We start from the raw sequence: 14,886 nt of genomic DNA on the forward strand, positions 1-14,886 counted from the left end.
TATGCACTTTCCAACCTCCTAAAATATTAAAATATTTGGGCGATATCGTTTCTCAATATCATTCGCATTTTGCCTTATACGCAATGAACCCCAGCCTAAGCCGGGGTTCACTATTATCAATTACTTTGTCTATAACTATGTAATCACAAGCTGTCAACATGCACGCATTATGGGTTATAGGTAAAACCAACAGAAAAGCAAAAGGCGCCACACAGCTAAAAACTGTGCAGCGCTTTGTTTGTGCCTCCGGTGGGACTCGGACCCACAAGCCCGTAAGGGCGTCAGATTTTAAGTCTGATGCGTATGCCAATTCCGCCACAGAGGCAGCAATCACTTATTATGCCATATATCTAAGCAAAGAACAAGCTCAGCGTGTGGCGAGTAACTTTCTTCCCAAATCAAGCGTAATTCCGTCAAGCAAACCATGCTCACTTGCAACAAACGTATCCAAAACCCCACCGTGATCCTCATACGCAGCTTTTGCTAATCTCTCCAACACACGGCTCCAAATCACTGCTCCACCGCCGACAACATCCACACGCCCTGGGTGAATCGTCGCATACGTGCGCCTGCAGTCCCTAGGCATACGCAAAAAGCGATTATTAACAGCATAAGCCTGCTCTAATCCAATATGCACACCATCGACAGCAGTATGATCATAATGCTGCAATCCCATAGTCAAAGCAGCCATAGTTGTCACAGTTCCAGAAACGCCAATAATAGTACGAGCTCGCCCTGCAGGGACAACTTTGAAAGCATCATCAATATGCTTGTCAATATCTTCAATCGCAGCTTGAATTTCCTCTTCCGTAGGAGGATCAGTATGCAAATGCCTTTCAGTCATTCTAACAGAACCAACATTCATGGAGTATGCTGCAGAAACCTTGTGCGCCGGCAAGCAGTCCCCATCCCCTCCAAGCACTAACTCAGTAGAACCTCCACCTAAATCAACTACGAGATACGGTGGCTGCAACTCATCGCGAGACACAACGCTTGTTGCACCAAGGAAGCTAAGAGCTGCTTCTTCAGTACCACTAATAACTTCAGGACGAACACCAAGCTCATCAATCATCATTTGTTCAAAAATCTCACGATTTTCAGCATCTCGTGTAGCTGAAGTTGCCACAAAACGAATCGCATCAACTGGATGTTCTTTCAAAACTTGCGCAAATTCGTGCGCAGCATCCCTCACTCGCTCCAAAGCGTCATCTGCGAAACGATGAGTTTCGTCAATTCCCTGACCTAGTCTAACAACGCGAAGCATACGAGGTACAATATCTTTCATTCCATGCTCAGAAACTTGCGCAATTTTTAGTCGAATAGAATTCGTACCACAGTCAATTGCGGCAACCTGTACTGTTTTTTCTGCACAAGTAGTCGTGTCGCTTTTCACAGCTTCGCCCTCTGCAGTTTTATCTTTTGCAATCGTTTCGTCTTCCACAACAACTTCCGTTTCAGTAGCATATGCATCATCGCTCCACGGAGTAGTACAACGGCACACGTTAGGATCAAACTCATCTTTAATGCGCTCTAGTACCATGTCACCAATCGGATTTACACCTTTGCCCATTACCAATGTTTGCGCGAGCAAAGCATGCAAGCATTTAACACGAACTGGCATTCCACCAGCGCTCATCTGACTAATATGCTCTTCACTATCCCCCAAAGACACAGCTAATTCATGACGGAATTCCAAATAATACTTATGCGCACGCTCATATTGTTTCTTCAGATCTTCGTCCGATTGTAATAGCTCGTTATATTCTCGCATAATACCGTCTGCTTCTACGCGAGACACCGCTTTTACAGCTTCAGGACTGGTAAGGTAGCATGTAGTTGGGAATGGTGTGCCATCTTCTAAGCATGGTCTAGTAATAACAGCAAGAGGTCTACCACAAACGCAACGCGCACCAACAGCTACCATTCCTCTAGGGAATCTTCCAAGTTGCTTTTCAACAATTGTACGCTCAGCATCACTTGCAGGTGTAGTAAATAAACGTTTCACAGCTTCTTCTGGAATATATTTCTTATTACTGTTCTGCATTTTATCTGAACTTTCTTGGCTGTTAGCCATGCGTTTCTACTCCTGTTAAAGCTGTTTTACAAATAAATAATCTTTTACTTTATCAGTTTATATATTTTATCAGTTTATATGTTATAAGGATGGCACAGTATCTGGTTTGTCTGCTTTATGTATTGCATACATTAAGTCACTATACCAAGGCAAGACTGAATGAGTCTTAGTTTCGCTATTTTCTTGAGCAAATTCATTCGGAACTTTTCCAGTTACTGCTTCAGGATGCTCTACGCGAACAGCCTGCTCACCGGGAAAAATAAAGCCGAGACGATCTCTAGCTTGAGCGGTAACGTATGCTTTGTCTTTCCATCGGTCAATATTATTATCCAACGTACGTTTTTGTTCACGTAAATCACTTTCTTCACGCTGAAGTGCATGAAGCTCAGATAAGCTTAACGCATAATTTCTAACTGTTGAAATGCACTCAATTGAACCAACAGTAACTACAAAAACCATAAATAAAAACACAAGTGGTCCTGAAAGTAGTCGACGCTGTTGCAATGGTGCTACATCTTCACCTAATGCTGTTTTACGACGCTTTTTCATAACCATACTCTCTAAATTACTTGATGTATTCGACGTGAAAACATCATACATTCCGCTAGTATCTTACGCGCTTTTAGATGCAAAATGCTGTTGTGCCACATTTACAGTCACGCTACATTTACAGTAACTCACATTTATTCGTTATTAAAATTAAAAAAAAACTGACGAACAAAACTGCAAAAAAATATTCAAATTTTTCTACTTAAACCAGTAATTTCTATTAATAACATCGATCATTTCAACTAATTGCTTTGTTTCTGCAATATCATGAGCACGTATTACACGTCCACCAGCCATAAACATCGCTGTTTCTGCAACTAAAGTGACAGGCAAACGATCTTCTTTATCTAAATTAAAAAGCTTCTTACCAAAGCCTTTTCTAGAAATCGCAACCAGTATTGGTCGACCAAAACGATGCAATTGATTAATATTGCGCATCATTGCATAATCTTGTTCACCATCAGCAACCTTTGCATAGCCAATTCCTTGATCAAGAATAATCCTATTTAAGTCAACTCCTCCATCAACAAGCATTTTTAAATTATCGCTAAAGAATTGACACATAACCTTTGTTAAATTGTCATATTCTGTATCTCTATTGCTATGCATTGTTACTAATCCAACGTTAGAATCTGCCATAAGCTTTACTTTTTCTGGAGAATCAAACGCACGAACATCATTTATAATATCTACGCCAGCTTCAATTGCAGCTTCCATTACAGGTAACTTGTAAGTGTCTACTGCTACAGCAATTTGAGGATAATTTTTGTGAATATACTTAATAGCAGGTATAACGCGACTTATTTCCTCTTCTGGAGTAATTTCTAAATAACCGCCAGGTTTTGTAGTTTGACCGCCTACTTCTATAACATCAGCACCAGCTTCAACTATTTCTTTAATATGGCTATTTATCTCGTCTTCACTTTGGTACTTGCCGCCGTCATAGAATGAGTCAGGAGTAATATTCAAAATCGCGTAAACTATCGGCTTGTCAAGTGTATCAAAGCAGAATCGCCCTGCATTCCACACAATTGCTTTTTGCTTTAATATCGAGCGCAAACTTGCAAGTAATTCTTGATCTTCGTACCATGCTTTTTCGCATTCTTGCATAAAAGGTTTAAGAGCAATAAGCGGCAAAATGAAGTCAATAGAAGACTCGGAAACTTTGATAGCTGTATCAAAATGATCGAGAAAATCAGCTACTTTGCTTAAATCGTTTTCGCTAATATTTTCCCACGTGCATAAAATTTTTTGATTTACACAAAGATCCTGCAGCAACGCTATATCTGCAATACTTTTAGAAGACGCATTCTCCAAATTGCTTTCAATAATTCGCATTCGTATTCTTTCTTTCTAAAACCTCATATTTAAAAAACTAAATTTATATTCCAAACTAATTAAAAACTTCGCTACTTTCAATAATATTAATCCAATTAGTGTCGCTAGTTTTATTAAGCTTATCTTGTATAAGTTCATGATAATTTGCATCGTCTGCGCTTATTTCAAGCAAAGGAACTAATACAAATCTGCGATTATCTCTTTCTTTGTGCGGAATCGTAAGATTTTCACTTTTTATAGTTTGACCACCAAAATCAATAATATCCAAATCGATTGTTCGAGGACCCCAACGAACTATGCGCTTTCTGTGAAGACGCTGTTCAATATCATGAATAAAATCAAGCAATTCAAAAGCTGTTAAATCAGTGTCCAAACGTAAAGCAATGTTATAAAAACTGTCTTGCACTACGTCACCAACTGGTTCAGTTTCATACACTGAAGAAACGATAATATTGCTTATATGTGAATTTTGCTTCAATAGCGAAACAGCTTGACGCAAATTAAGTAATCTATCACCTATATTGCTTCCAACACTTATGTATGCACTGGAAATCATATTTCCACCCCCAAAAAAATAATTCAATTTATAGTTAAAAGTATATATCATGAACAGTTAGGACTAGCCAACTTTATAAATTCAAATAATAAATAAGCTAATATCAAAAAATTTTTATAACAAAAATGTCGCTGTAAATTCAACACTCTTTAGGAGCAATTAAACCTACAACGACATTTTCCAATACGCTTTTATCTAAAATCTGTAAAATATTTTAGATTCAAAAGTAGTATTTTTTAGTTATTTTATTTTTTGACTTATCTATTCTGCTTGAGCTTTACTCAAAATTGTATCTGCAGAATGCTGCAACTTTTGCAACTCTTCTTCAGTCAAGTCAAGTTGGCATTGCTTAACAATTCCTTCTCTACCAACAATTGCTGGGTAAGAAAGATAAGAATGGTATTCTTCGCGATAGTTAGAAACAGGCATTTGCTCTTTAGAATCTGAAAGAACTGCATCCACTAAACGAACTGCAGCAGCACCAATACCGTAGTTTGTGTACTTCTTTCCGTAGAACACTGTAAATCCGCCTTCGCGAGTTTCCTCATCAATAGCGTCTAAATCCATGTTCTTTTCTTTAATAAGCTCTGTTATAGGCTGCTCAAAGACTTTAACTGTGGACCACGCAACAAATTGCGAATCACCATGCTCTCCTAAGCTATATCCCTTAACAGCCTTTGGATGCACGCCAAAGAACTTGCCTACTGCACGATGCAAGCGCGCAGAGTCAAGCAAAGTGCCAGTTCCAATAATCTTTTCGTAAGGAAGACCAGTAGCTTCCTTGTAAAGCTGGCAAATAGCGTCGCAAGGATTTGTTATGTCAATCAAAACACCGTGGAATCCAGAAGCCTTAATCTTTGCACCAACTTCTGCAACTTCCTTACGATTATACTTAAGCTCTGCAAAACGATCTGGATGAGGAACGTCCAAAAGCTTTATGTGACCCAAGGCGCTTACGATTACCTCTACGTCTTTTAATGCTTCATAATCATTAACCGTAATATTAACATTAAAAGGCACATTATCCATTGAATCTTCAAAATCCAATGCGTCGGCATTCACCTTTGCCTCGTTTGTATCATAAAGGTACAAATCATCAGCGTGACCGCCAACAACAAGTTGATGCGCTACTGCTGCACCAACGTTTCCCATGCCTATAACTGCGACTTTTCTCATATGAAACATCTCCTTCCGTTTTTAGTTTTCCATAAAAAATAGCACTATTTTGATGAGAATAAAAGTAATGTTAGAAAAATTTATATATTTTTTCAAAAAATCGCTAAAATATACGAAAAACGGCCAATCGCACGAATGCGACTGACCGATTTATGCTACAGTCTAGATCTTAAACAAGACTTACGTAGAACTTATAAAAGCTCTAGCATATTACTTCATATACTTCTTGCAAGCCTTGAATGCGCTGTAACCAGCATATTGAGCAGTAGAACCAAGCTCTTCCTCAATCTCAAGTAAGCGGTTGTACTTAGCAATACGCTCGCCACGAGCAGGAGCACCAGTCTTGATTTGGCCGGTGTTCTTAGCAACAGCAAGATCAGAAATGGTGGTATCTGGGGTTTCGCCAGAACGGTGAGAAACCATGGAAGTGAAGCCATTCTTGGTTGCAAGCTCAATAGCGTCGAGAGTCTCGGTAACGGAACCAATCTGGTTCAACTTCACGAGCAAGGAGTTAGCTGCACCAAGCTCAATACCCTTAGCCAAACGCTTTGGATTGGTGACAAGCAAGTCATCGCCAACGAACTGCAAACGATCACCAAGACGCTTGGTGATTTCTGCCCAATCATCCCATCCTTCTTCCTGGAATGGATCTTCAATGGAAACGATTGGATACTCGTTGATGAGCTTCTCGTAGTAATCAAGCATGTAAGCAGATTCGCGCTCTTCGCCATCGAAACGATACTTACCAGTTTCCTTGTTGTAGAACTCAGAAGAAGCAACGTCAAGAGAAATACCAATCTGCTTGCCTGGCTCGTAGCCAGCGGCTGCAATTGCATCCATGATGTACTTCAAGGAATCCTCATTGGACTTCATCTTTGGAGCGAAGCCACCTTCGTCGCCAAGACCAGTAGCCAAGCCTTCCTTCTTCAAAACATTCTTCAAGGTGTGATAAACCTCAACACCAGCGCGCAAAGCATCGCTGTAGGTTGCGAAACCGTAAGGAGAAATCATGTACTCCTGAATATCGGTTGCGAAATCAGCGTGAGCACCACCGTTCATGATGTTCATGTTTGGAACTGGAAGAATGTGACCATTGGTGCCGCCAATGTAGCGGTACAACGGAAGCTGAGCGGATTCAGCAGCAGCGTAGAGAGCAGCGAGGGAAACGCCGAGAATTGCGTTAGCACCAAGCTTGCCCTTGTTTGGCGTGCCATCAAGCTCAATCATCGTCTCATCAAGAGCGCGCTGATCGGTGGCATCCATGCCAATAACCTTAGGTGCAATTACCTCGTTGACAGCCTTAACAGCTTCCAACGTGCCCTTGCCTTGATAACGGGACTTGTCGCCATCGCGACGTTCCCAAGCTTCAGCCTCACCAGTAGAAGCACCAGAAGGCACTAAACCAATACCCTGAGCGCCATCTTCGGTCTCCAAATAAACCTGAACAGTAGGATTTCCACGAGAATCCAAAATTTCGCGTGCATATACGCTTTCAATAGCTGCCACAACTACTCCTTTATACCTATGGGTTGTGATGACTCTTTTAAGATTAGTGCGTTTTATGGACGTTATATTGAGTACCAGCGTATTTATGCCGTGAACGTTCACAATATTTTGATTCAACTCGAGTCATATGAGCCAATTGTATATTTTTAAGCAATATTGTTTATAAATATCGATTTAAAATATACTTGTCCATACCCTTAAGTGATAATGACCTCAGACACGGGGTGCGCAACTACATCGTGCCAAACAACAATACATATAGTGTTGCGCTGAGAATACACTCGTTGAACCTGATATAGCTAAAACTATCGAAGGGATTGTCGCATGACTTACAGTTCGCCTAATAAAGCGAAGAACATATTGAAGATTGCATTTAAAGCGGTATCTTCATGTAAAGTGTGGATTTCAACTATCCTCATTTTGGTTTTGTGGTTTTTCACAACTCTTTCTCCAACCGAAGACCGTTCTTTGCCATCCCCATATGAAGTAATACAAGCTTTTATTGATTTAAACAACGAAGGCATATTATTAAAATCCTTAGGAATAAGTATTTTACGAGTTCTTTTAGGACTTTTGTTAGGAATTATTTTTGCTGTTCCAGCAGGAATACTTGCAGGAGGCAGTAAGCTTGGCAATATTGTAGTTGATAAACCAAGCCACATGTTGAGGTCAATCCCATTCCCGGCTTTAGCTCCAATATTAATAATTTTCCTCGGAATAGATGAAACGATGAAAATAGCACTTATAGCTGTCGGTGTTTTTGGACCTATGTACGTTAATATTCGCGACGGAGTTCGTAATATTGATTCAAAACTTCTTGAATTAGCGCAGGTTTATCACGTTAAAAAATCTACTATTTTTATATCTATTTTGCTTCGCGGCACACTTCCAAGTTTTATGACAGGTTTGCGATTTGCAATATCTGTAGCATGGGTTGCATTAGTGACTTGCGAAACAGTTAATTCTTCTATTGGAATTGGATACATTCTTTCAAGAGCACAAGAATTCTTTAGACCAGATCAAATGATGGCATGCGTTATTATGTACGCAATTGCAGGTCTTGGATCTGAGCTTACTGCAAACATATTAGAGTATCTTCTTATACCTGAACGCAGATTAAATAAAAAATCACGCCAATAATCTAGTAATATCAACATTTTTCTAAAGTTAACTACTTTTTAAAATGCATTAAATTGCTTTTTAAGAATTAGTCAATATTTAGATTCAACAACCAAACAAACAACAGATAAACAAAACAACAAACAAAACAACAAACAAAAGGAGCTGTATATCATGGCCAATTTAAAAATGCGATTTTCTAAAAAGAGCATTATTGCATTAATCTGCGCTGCTTGTGCAACTGTATCTCTTGCAGCTTGCGGAAGCTCACAAAAATCATCAAACGCTTCTTCAAAAGAAGATGCTGGAACTATGAGAGTTGCTTATCTTTCTACAGCAAATTATCTAACTACTTTGAAAAATGAGAAATTCCTTCAAGAAGAATTTGGAAAATCTAAAGTAACTTACACTGGTCCTTACACTCCAGTTGACGGTCTTACTGCTGTGATGAGCGGAAATGCAGATGCTACAACTACTGGAACTGGACGCTTCATTGATTTGATTGCTGAAGGACAGCCATGGGTAGCTTTTGCGCTCGAATATTACAATGGTGATTCTCAAGGAATCGTTGCATCCGCAAAAAGCGGAGTGAAAACACTAAAAGACTTATATGGTAAGAAAGTTGCTATTATTCACAACGGTGACACTGGCGATTACATGCTTCACCGCGCATTTGATAAAAGCGGTTTAGACGTTTCTAAAGTTAACAAAGTTGAGATGAGCCCTAAGAACTTCCAGGCAGCATTTACTTCTGGACAGATTGACGCAATTTCCTCATTCGATCAGAATCTTGCTGCAGCAATGACAACTCCAGGCGCAAAATTGCTTGTAAATGCTAAAAAGTACGGCAATATGAACGTTACTATTCACATTGTTTCTAAGAGCTTTGCCAAAAAGCATCCAGATCTTGTTAAGAAGATGTACAAGGCTCTTGTTCGCGAAGCAGAAAAGTCTCATAAAGAAAACAATGTTATTGGAAACGCATACAAGCAGCTCGGAGCAAGCGAAACTATTATTAAGCAAATTGAAAAGTTTGACAATCCAACTATTCGTCCAATCGATGAAAAAGGTTTGAAAATGATGGAAACTCAGGCTAAAGAATACGTGAAATATGGTTTAATTAAGCAAGCTCCAAAGAATTTGAAAGATTCTGTAATGGATTGCACAAAGTAAATTAATTCATTTATCATTTATCCATAAAACACATATTCATAAAAAACAAAATTAAATATCAAAATAAAATAATAAATAACTGATTAATCAAAATTAAAACAAAGTTATATAACAAGATTATATAAACATGATTTAGAGCAACGCAGTAGGAGTAAATATGAACACTCAAATAGAAGAAAACTATGAGACTAAAGATAACTCTTACTGCGTTACTCTAGAACATATTGGCGTGACTTTTAAAAATAACGCTAAAATATTACGAGATATAAATCTAAATATTAAAAAAGGCGAATTCGTATCTCTAATAGGACGCTCAGGATGCGGAAAAACCACTCTTCTTAAAGTTATTTCAGGATTAATCAAACCTGATTCTGGAACAATAAACGTCACACAACATCAAGCAATAGGTTTCCAAGATGCAAGATTAATACCATGGCTAACAGTAAGTAAGAACGTAGTTTTCGGCATGCAAGGAAACAAATCAGAACTAAAATCTATTGCAGAAAAAGCTCTTAACGATATGCAACTTAATAATTATGGTTCGAAATGGCCATCAGAACTTTCAGGTGGTCAAGCCCAACGAGTCTCATTAGCTAGAGCTTTAGTTCATAATCCTGAATTACTACTTTTAGACGAGCCTTTCGGAGCATTAGACGCTTTAACTCGTTTAGACATGCAAGATTTGCTTGATAATCTAAGGCAAAAACATGGCTGGACCACGATAATGGTCACGCACGATATTTCCGAAGCAGTAAGACTTTCTGACAGAATTCTTATGATTAAAAACGGAATCATCGAGAAAAACTGGAATATTGATCGAAGCCAACTTGATGCACAAAAGCGTCCAAATAATCACGTTGAAATAGAAGATGAGCTTAGAGAAGCGTTACAATAAGAACGAAAAAAAATAATTGATAAAGGCGACTGTAAAAAGGAGTATTCAGTAAGGGATTAAAAGAAAACCGACTGAAAGCCTTTAAGCGGGAACATAAGAAATAACGACCATACAAGAGTAGAGGTACTCTGTGTGGTCGTTTTCTTATACTCAAGTATCAAAGATTTTTTAGAACAAACCTTGTATTTTAGCTTGTATTACCCCTGCAGTAACGCCGGCACCTGTATTGATTAAAAAGTCTTTTAGTCCGACCAATGCTGATTTTAAAATATGCGGTTTCTTCTCTTCTTCAATTTTTAATTTGATGTCAGCTAATAATTCTGTTGCTGTTTCTATATCCTCTTTTGATAAATCAGATTCACTAATACTTTTTTCAACGGCATCAACTACATCCTTAACTTTATCATAGGAAAATGTAACTGTATTCTCACTTCCAGACACTATCTGTACATTATCGGATGGCGAATTGATCACACTTGTATTCCCGTAATAATTATTCACGGTTTGCGGCATGTTCACTGCGGATTCTTTTTCATTCTCAGAGAAAACCATATTTTCCCCTACAATACCTTCCGATTCTAATTTCAATGTCCATTCTAAAATAGTATTTTTGACTTTTTCTTCAATGTCTTTAACTGCAGTTGTAGGTACATGTAATGCATAATCCATTGGAGGTAGCGAATCAGCCATTTTATCAAACAATGCAAGTTGTTCGCCTGAAAAATCTAAAGTTAATACATTTCCTGAGGACTGACATAAAGAAATGATTTCAGAAATTGAATTTACTAACTTTCTTTCACAAATCTTTTTTTCGTATTCATTATCCTGTATTGAGGTTGGAATCCAACCGCGATAAGGATTGAAAGCTTTTAAACTTCCACGAACCTTTCTGTACTCAGGGCAAGATTCTTCGTCAGGATAACCATTTAATTCGTGTTTAATCCATTGATCAAAATCAGCAAGCTTTAATTTTGATGCAATCAAATGTGCTTTGCGTAATATATTAACAACATCGCAATTTGATGACACAATTTCATTCTGTAATTCTAAAACAATACTTCCCATGTTATTCACCATCCTTCTTTCTACCATATAGGGCACTATTCTCAGCAAACATCATAGTTCTTCACATAGAAGCAATAAGGAAAAGGAATAACCTAACTTTCTGAAGTTGTTTCAGAATGCTCCTCAAAATTTTCTACCTGCTCCATCACCTTTGTGAACACTTCAGGACTATACTGTGGCGGATAGCCGTTCTTAACCAAACAAATCTTTATCTTCAATTTTAACTGATTACGCACATTCTGATTGTTGAGCCAGTCTACAAATGAAGACTCGGTATCTATTATTTCCTTAACTTTTTTAGCAAGTGTCTTGCATTTATCGTTTACCACAACACCGTTAACTTCTTTGTCAATGCCATATTCAAACTTATACTGGTCACGAAGAGCAATCAAAATATCATAGAATGCCTTTTCTTCAAAGGTTAATCCTATTTTACGGAAACTCTCACGATTTTCGTTCATCTGACGAAGTATCACTAAAGCTTGTTCAGTTGCAGCCTTAATAATATCTTCTGAGGCGGCTTCCTGTGTCGCCCCGGCTTCTTCAGCAGTAAGGTGCTTACGTCTTTCATGGTACTCATCAATAGTCTTTTCAATCATTTCTTGGAAAGATTTCGCTGCTAATTGGTTGACCCTGCCATATTCCTTTATTTGCTTACGGAGCATTTTGATAAGTAATTCTAACTTTGTAGCAGGCATTTCTACATCTGATAATTTTTCAAAGTATTCAGGAGAGAAGATATCTTCTTCCTCGCCACTTTCAAGAACACTTTCTACCTTATTGTATTTTAATGCCTCTTCAACCATCTTTGATACCACAAGATTCATAGTTTCAGCATCAACATCGCTGGTTCCACTCATTTTACGAACGAAGCCTGCTATAGCCATGAAGCACTGTGCAAGCGCAGATTCTTCTTCGCCCAGATTTCCAGAAGGTTGGCAAATATCAAAAGCACTTCTCATTCTCTTAACAGACTTTAAGAAATATGTCTTAAATGAGACCTGATTAGTTTTTCCGTTTCCTTCTGTCTGCAGGACCTGTGCTGATGTAAAGACATACTCAGCGGCTTTGGAAAGTAATTTATATCTTTCAACAGGGTCACATTTCGTATTAAGGAATGGAGCTAAGTCATAATCTGTAAACAGTGCTTTAAGTATTTCAAGCTCTTCCCTGAATGCAGAGGTAGCCTGCTCAACGTCATCCGATGTGGGCGCAACTGATGTATTGCCACCGTAAACCTTCATGGCCTCACGCATATTATCGCGAATGCCAATATAGTCGATAACCATACCATATTCTTTGCCGGGATATTTTCTGTTTACACGACTGATAGTTTGAATCAGCAAGTGCTTCTTCAAAGGCTTATCGTTATATAAATATGTAAGTGACGGAACATCAAATCCCGTAATCCACATATCAACTACGATAACAATATGGAAATTAGACTTTTCCTGTTTAAAGGCTGCATCCAGTTCTTCGCAACGTTTATCATTTTTAACGCCACCAAGATAGTTATACATCTCAGCTTCATCATTACTTCCAACACTCGATACCATAGCCATAAATGGCATAGGCTTTAATTTTTTAAGTTCTTCATCTGTTGCAGTAACTCCGTCAGGAGTTTTCTTTTCTTCAAACCATTCTGGGTATTTATCTTTGAATTTCAAAAGAAGTGAATATGCAATTTTTCTGTTAGAGCATACAATCATTGCTTTCTGAATTCTATCTGGGTCACTAGCACAAGATGAAATATAATGGTCATGAATATCTATAGCAAGCCTCTCCAAGCGAGAAGGCTCGGCAAGGATAACTTCCATAGAACTCATTGCATGTTTACTAGCTTCAATATCATCATACGTTGCACCATCATCGGCACACTTTTTATAGTAATTTTCAATTTCTTTAGCTTTGGTCTTATCAAGTAATACCTTGGCAATACGAGGATGATACTTAATAGAAACAGTTAGTCCATCCGCGACCGCCTGATCCATAGTGTATCTATCAATTTCCTGACCAAAGGTCTGATATGTTTCGGCAATAGGAGTTCCTGTGAAACCTACAAACGTAGCATGCGGAAATGCTTCTTTTAATACTTTTGCATATGGCTTTGATACCATAGCTTTCATATTTTCATCAGCATCTTTACTGAGTTGAATCTTTTTAGAATGTTCAAGCTGAGTTCTATGAGCTTCATCAGAAAAACATATAATGTTCTGACGGTCATTGATAAGCCCGATTTTATCATCTTCACGGTCGCAGAATTTCTGAATTGTGCAGATATAGAAACCACCGCTTTGTCTTGCACAGAGTTCCTGTCTTAACTGTGCTCTGTTTTTAACAACAGATACTTCACCAAGATTTAAGAATTCTTTACTTTTGGTAAATAGCTTTGCACCCTGCTTTTGTAATTCTTCTCGATCAACGATAAGAATAATTGTCGGTGAACCTACTTGAGGATTATTAGAACAACGAAGTGCAAGCTGCCTGGCAAGAAAAGCCATTGTATATGTTTTACCACAGCCAGTTGCTCCAAAATATGTACCACCTTTACCATTTCCGGTAGTGATAGAATTAACAATGCTTTGCTTTAATAATCTTGCAGCAAAGAACTGCGGATATCTACATACAATTTCAACTTCGGCACTGTCATAAATACTATCTTGGAAATAAATATAATCTCTGAAAATCTCTAAAAATCTGGCAGGTGAATATACACCTTTAATCATTGTTTCAGTTTCAGCGAAAGGAAGCGTAGAAACTTTATCGCCGTCATTCACACGTCTCCAAGCATAGAAATGCTCGTAAGGAGTGCGAACTGTTCCAAGCCTTGTCTTCACACCGTCGGAAATACAGGCAAGAGGACAGTAATGCAATAAATGGGGAATATCCCTCCAATAACGAATATTAATCTGTTCCCAAGCGTCATAAACTGTTGCATGCGCATCAGCTGGATTTTTAAGCTCGATAACGCATAATGGCATACCGTTAACAAACAACAGCACATCAGGTCTGCGATTTTCCTTCTGTCCGTTATTTGTATATTCCACAGTAAACTGGTTCACAACACGGAAGATATTATTATCAAGATTTTCAAAGTCAATAAGAGGTATCATCTTGGCTAAACCGTCTTGCGGTGTAAACTGAATGCCGTCCACCATCCAACCATAGACTTTATGCAAGGTGGCAAAATCACTTTCAGCACCTACAAGACGAACATTGTCGAAAATCTGTGTAACCTCATCTTCGGTAAGTTCTGGATTCGTATTGGCAATAAACTTTTTGAAATCATCGGCAATCAACACATCTCTTTTGCTGATGCGGTTGATATTATTGCCGGCGATATAATCCCAGCCTTCCGCTTCCAAGAATCCAATGAAGGCATACTCATACTCTGATTCACAGTAGTGGCCGTTATATTCCTTTAACTTTGCCATA

Annotated in this window: 11 protein-coding genes, 1 tRNA gene and 1 riboswitch; of the genes, 3 read left to right on the top strand and 9 right to left on the bottom strand. The window is 38.4% G+C overall.

Translation table 11 applies throughout. From position 1 onward, the window contains the following. Window positions 1-241 precede the first annotated feature (241 nt). From HXT48_RS03775 to eno, 7 genes are all read right to left on the bottom strand, one after another. A tRNA-Leu gene (locus HXT48_RS03775) sits at window positions 242-325 on the bottom strand. Between the two features lie 42 nt (window positions 326-367). Continuing rightward, window positions 368-2,044: a DUF501 domain-containing protein gene (locus HXT48_RS03780; RefSeq protein ID WP_049762351.1), complete on the bottom strand. Its 1,677-nt coding sequence runs from the start codon at window positions 2,042-2,044 to the stop codon at window positions 368-370. Between the two features lie 111 nt (window positions 2,045-2,155). Further along, entirely contained in the window at window positions 2,156-2,629 is a 474-nt protein-coding gene (locus HXT48_RS03785; protein ID WP_012914095.1) for an FtsB family cell division protein, read from the bottom strand. 192 nt (window positions 2,630-2,821) lie between these two features. Next, window positions 2,822-3,961, bottom strand: coding sequence for a dihydropteroate synthase (gene folP / locus HXT48_RS03790; RefSeq protein ID WP_012914094.1), 1,140 nt, complete (start codon window positions 3,959-3,961; stop codon window positions 2,822-2,824). Window positions 3,962-4,016: 55 nt separating this feature from the next. After that, window positions 4,017-4,517 carry a 2-amino-4-hydroxy-6-hydroxymethyldihydropteridine diphosphokinase gene (gene folK, locus HXT48_RS03795; protein ID WP_004119382.1) on the bottom strand — a complete coding sequence of 167 codons (501 nt, stop codon included), beginning with the start codon at window positions 4,515-4,517 and terminating at the stop codon, window positions 4,017-4,019. Window positions 4,518-4,778: 261 nt separating this feature from the next. Then, entirely contained in the window at window positions 4,779-5,693 is a 915-nt protein-coding gene (locus tag HXT48_RS03800) for an L-lactate dehydrogenase (RefSeq protein ID WP_012914093.1), read from the bottom strand. A gap of 210 nt (window positions 5,694-5,903) precedes the next feature. Continuing rightward, window positions 5,904-7,199 (bottom strand): phosphopyruvate hydratase, encoded by a 1,296-nt coding sequence (gene eno, locus HXT48_RS03805; protein WP_004111411.1) that lies wholly within the window; start codon window positions 7,197-7,199, stop codon window positions 5,904-5,906. A 210-nt stretch (window positions 7,200-7,409) separates the two neighbouring features. Beyond that, window positions 7,410-7,534, top strand: a riboswitch (TPP riboswitch). Between eno and HXT48_RS03810 the strand changes: the two genes are divergently transcribed. The 3 genes from HXT48_RS03810 to HXT48_RS03820 all read left to right on the top strand — a co-directional run bounded on the left by HXT48_RS03810 (window position 7,524) and on the right by HXT48_RS03820 (window position 10,386). Beyond that, window positions 7,524-8,339 (top strand): ABC transporter permease, encoded by an 816-nt coding sequence (locus HXT48_RS03810; protein ID WP_004111408.1) that lies wholly within the window; start codon window positions 7,524-7,526, stop codon window positions 8,337-8,339. (Overlaps the previous riboswitch by 11 nt.) Window positions 8,340-8,492: 153 nt before the next feature. Then, window positions 8,493-9,491 (top strand): ABC transporter substrate-binding protein, encoded by a 999-nt coding sequence (locus HXT48_RS03815; RefSeq protein ID WP_103013993.1) that lies wholly within the window; start codon window positions 8,493-8,495, stop codon window positions 9,489-9,491. 157 nt (window positions 9,492-9,648) lie between these two features. Beyond that, complete coding sequence (locus tag HXT48_RS03820; protein ID WP_421792971.1) at window positions 9,649-10,386, top strand: ABC transporter ATP-binding protein; 738 nt, start codon at window positions 9,649-9,651, stop codon at window positions 10,384-10,386. 168 nt (window positions 10,387-10,554) lie between these two features. On the opposite strand, the gene HXT48_RS03825 is transcribed toward HXT48_RS03820, so the two are convergent. Further along, on the bottom strand, window positions 10,555-11,451 hold the full coding sequence (locus tag HXT48_RS03825; RefSeq protein WP_421792973.1) for an ABC transporter substrate-binding protein: 897 nt from the start codon (window positions 11,449-11,451) through the stop codon (window positions 10,555-10,557). 92 nt (window positions 11,452-11,543) lie between these two features. Continuing rightward, on the bottom strand, window positions 11,544-14,885 hold the full coding sequence (locus HXT48_RS03830; protein ID WP_421792975.1) for a type I restriction endonuclease subunit R: 3,342 nt from the start codon (window positions 14,883-14,885) through the stop codon (window positions 11,544-11,546). Window position 14,886 lies beyond the last annotated feature (1 nt).

The organism is Gardnerella sp. KA00127, from assembly GCF_049244125.1.
Taxonomy (GTDB): Bacteria; Actinomycetota; Actinomycetes; order Actinomycetales; family Bifidobacteriaceae; genus Bifidobacterium; species Bifidobacterium swidsinskii.

Coding starts and splice junctions, on each gene's coding strand:
- HXT48_RS03815 (WP_103013993.1), top strand. CDS start 8,493: ATGGCCAATTTAAAAATGCGATTTTCTAAAAAGAGCATTATTGCATTA.
- HXT48_RS03825 (WP_421792973.1), bottom strand. CDS start 11,451: ATGGGAAGTATTGTTTTAGAATTACAGAATGAAATTGTGTCATCAAAT.
- HXT48_RS03830 (WP_421792975.1), bottom strand. CDS start 14,885: ATGGCAAAGTTAAAGGAATATAACGGCCACTACTGTGAATCAGAGTAT.
- folK (WP_004119382.1), bottom strand. CDS start 4,517: ATGATTTCCAGTGCATACATAAGTGTTGGAAGCAATATAGGTGATAGA.
- HXT48_RS03780 (WP_049762351.1), bottom strand. CDS start 2,044: ATGCAGAACAGTAATAAGAAATATATTCCAGAAGAAGCTGTGAAACGT.
- HXT48_RS03820 (WP_421792971.1), top strand. CDS start 9,649: ATGAACACTCAAATAGAAGAAAACTATGAGACTAAAGATAACTCTTAC.
- folP (WP_012914094.1), bottom strand. CDS start 3,961: ATGCGAATTATTGAAAGCAATTTGGAGAATGCGTCTTCTAAAAGTATT.
- HXT48_RS03785 (WP_012914095.1), bottom strand. CDS start 2,629: ATGGTTATGAAAAAGCGTCGTAAAACAGCATTAGGTGAAGATGTAGCA.
- HXT48_RS03800 (WP_012914093.1), bottom strand. CDS start 5,693: ATGAGAAAAGTCGCAGTTATAGGCATGGGAAACGTTGGTGCAGCAGTA.
- HXT48_RS03810 (WP_004111408.1), top strand. CDS start 7,524: ATGACTTACAGTTCGCCTAATAAAGCGAAGAACATATTGAAGATTGCA.